At 40.6% G+C, this 2,662-nt stretch carries 3 protein-coding genes; all 3 read left to right on the top strand.

Annotated elements, in window-relative coordinates; translation table 11 throughout:
- Nucleotides 1-23: 23 nt before the first annotated feature.
- Genes petA through AC5SLP_RS14375 form a run of 3 tightly spaced genes read left to right on the top strand, consistent with a single transcriptional unit; the run spans nt 24 to nt 2,660 of the window.
- Nucleotides 24-527: a ubiquinol-cytochrome c reductase iron-sulfur subunit gene (gene petA, locus AC5SLP_RS14385; protein ID WP_495255855.1), complete on the top strand. Its 504-nt coding sequence runs from the start codon at nt 24-26 to the stop codon at nt 525-527.
- A gap of 10 nt (nt 528-537) precedes the next feature.
- On the top strand, nt 538-1,794 hold the full coding sequence (locus tag AC5SLP_RS14380) for a cytochrome b (RefSeq protein ID WP_495255854.1): 1,257 nt from the start codon (nt 538-540) through the stop codon (nt 1,792-1,794).
- A complete protein-coding gene (locus tag AC5SLP_RS14375) occupies nt 1,791-2,660 on the top strand; it encodes a c-type cytochrome (protein ID WP_495255853.1) in 870 nt (289 codons plus the stop codon). Before AC5SLP_RS14380 ends, AC5SLP_RS14375 begins: the two co-directional genes overlap by 4 nt.
- Nucleotides 2,661-2,662: the final 2 nt, after the last annotated feature.

The following is a 2,662-nucleotide window of genomic DNA, read 5'->3' as shown; positions in this document are numbered from 1 at the left end:
AAACTACACGAAAGGAACAAAGAATGGCTGTTGAACAAAGCAGAAGAGACTTTATAGGCATGGCATTCGGCGGTTTTGCAGCGGCAGGAGGGGTAATAGCCCTTGGCGCTATGAAAAAGACTTGGGACCCACTTCCAAGTGTACAATCTGCTGGATTCATCACCGTTGATCTCTCTCCCATGAGCGAAGGAGAAATCCAAACGATACAGTGGAGGGGAAAGCCTATTTTCATTCTACGAAAAACGGCAGATATGAAAAAGAATGAGAAACGCGATGTCGTTGCGGGGAATAAAGACTATACAGTTATCATTGGACTCTGCACACACCTAGGATGTATTCCAACATGGATGCCTGCAACCAAACAATTCAAATGCGCCTGTCATGGTGGCGAGTTTGATGCGAGCGGTGTCAATACGTTTGGACCACCACCACGACCAATGGATATTCCTCCATTTAAGATTGATGGTGAAAAACTTGTTCTGGGTGAAGAAGGTCCTGAGTATAAAAAAATGGTAGCTAAAGCTTAAGGAGGCAGATGTGGCAGAAATAAGAAAAGCTGATGGCTTTATCGACTGGCTCGATCAACGCTTAGCAGTAAAAGCATTAACAAAAGTCTTAATGACAGAATACTGGATTCCAAAAAACATTAACTTCCTTTGGGCAATGGGAGTTGTCTTAATGTCCCTTTTTATGATTTTAATTGTTTCAGGAATATTCCTTTTAATGTACTACAAACCCGATATTCACCTTGCATTTGATAGTGTAAACTATACCATTATGCAAGAAGTAGAATACGGTTGGTTATGGAGACATATGCATGGTGTTGCCGCTTCAACCATCTTCTTAGTCATTTATATCCATATGTTCACAGGTATCTATTATGGCTCGTATAAAAAAGGCCGTGAGATGATCTGGCTTACCGGTATGGCTCTGTTCGGTATCTTCTCTGCTGAAGCGTTTAGTGGATATATGCTTCCATGGGGTCAAATGAGCTACTGGGCAGCACAAGTTATCACCAACCTTTTTGGCGGTATCCCTGTTATTGGTGAAGCTTTGGTTATTTGGATTAGAGGTGATTTTTTAGTGGCTGATGCAACTTTAACACGTTTCTTTATGCTTCACGTTTTATTATTACCACTTGTGATTTTACTTTTAATTGCTATTCACTTCTACTCTTTGCGTGTTCCTCACGTTAATAACCAAGAATCTGAAGAGTTCGATTTTGAAAAAGAATCTAAAAAATATTTAGAAGGTCGTAAAAAAGAGTCTAAAGTTGTGCCATTCTGGCCTGTCTTTCTTTCTAAAGATTTCTTTGTAGTCGGTATTGCTCTGACTATTTTCTTCTACCTTGTCTGTTATCACTATGACTTTGCAATGGATCCAATTAACTTTGAACCGGCAAACAATATGAAAACACCTCCACACATCTATCCTGAATGGTACTTCTTGTGGAGTTATGAAGTATTACGTGGTTTCTTCTTTGACATTGCAGGCATTCCTGCGATGAAAATTGGTCTTGCCGCGTTTGGTTTTGCAAACGTTATCTTTATGTTGCTTCCATTCTTGGATAGAAACACCATGCACACAGCCCCAGCACATAGACGTCCAGCATTTTTTGTTTGGTTCTGGTTATTGCTTGTGGATATGATTGTTTTAACTGTTTATGGAAAGCTTCCTCCAACAGGAAATAATGCCTGGGTAGGATTTGCTGCTGCGCTTACGTTTATTGTACTGTTTATTGCGCTTCCAATTATCACAAAAATGGAAGCAAAATGTGTTGGAGGTGACAAATGAGAGAATTAAAAATTCTAGCGGTTGTAATTTTCTTTACAGCGGTTGTCTATTGGGGTGTTGAGCCTTTTGCGCACTCTCAAATGCATCCTCATGTTGCCCCTGCTGATTTTAGCTTTAAAGACTTAGGCGCTACAACCAAAGTTGGCGATCCTAAAAAAGGTGCTGAGAACTTTATGAATGCAGGCTGTACAGGATGCCATGGTGTAAGCTCTCAAAACTTACCTGCGCCTATGGATGCAGCAAGTGCATCTGCTAGCTTTGGTGTTGTACCACCTGATCTTAGTAATGTCGGTGCTTTATATGACAAAAACTTCTTAATTGCATTGATTAAAGACCCAACAAAGGCACTCAAAGTTGAGCACAAGTTTAATGAAACACGTCCTCATCCGATGATTGCGTTTTATGGTCTTGGTGGTGATTTAGACCAAGAGGTTGCTGATATTGTTGCATACCTTCAAAGCATTGCACCGGTCAAACCATTGGATGACAAACAAGTCTTTCAAGAAGCGTGCCAACGATGCCATGACATGAAGTACGACAAAGTATTTAGAACCACGGAACAAGATGCTATTAAAGCCTATATGGGAACCATTCCCCCTGATCTTTCAATGATGATTCGCTCTAAAGGTGCAGAGTATCTTGCAACCTTTATCAACAATCCTCAAAAACAACTGGCCGGTACATCAATGCCTCGCGTTGGTTTAACCGAAAAGGCACAAGATCAAGTGATCGCTTATATGGAAAAAGTGGGTGATCGCAAAAAAGCTGAAAGAGAAGGCCTTGGCTATAAACTGATCGCTTTTATGGCTATCTTTACGCTCTTAGCTTTCGCTTGGAAAGTCAAAATCTGGAAAGAAGTTCACTAAGT

It is taken from the genome of Sulfurospirillum sp. E15m (assembly GCF_059415145.1).
Note: the sequence above shows the minus strand (reverse complement) of the source record. Positions and strands in the feature narration are given on the sequence as shown.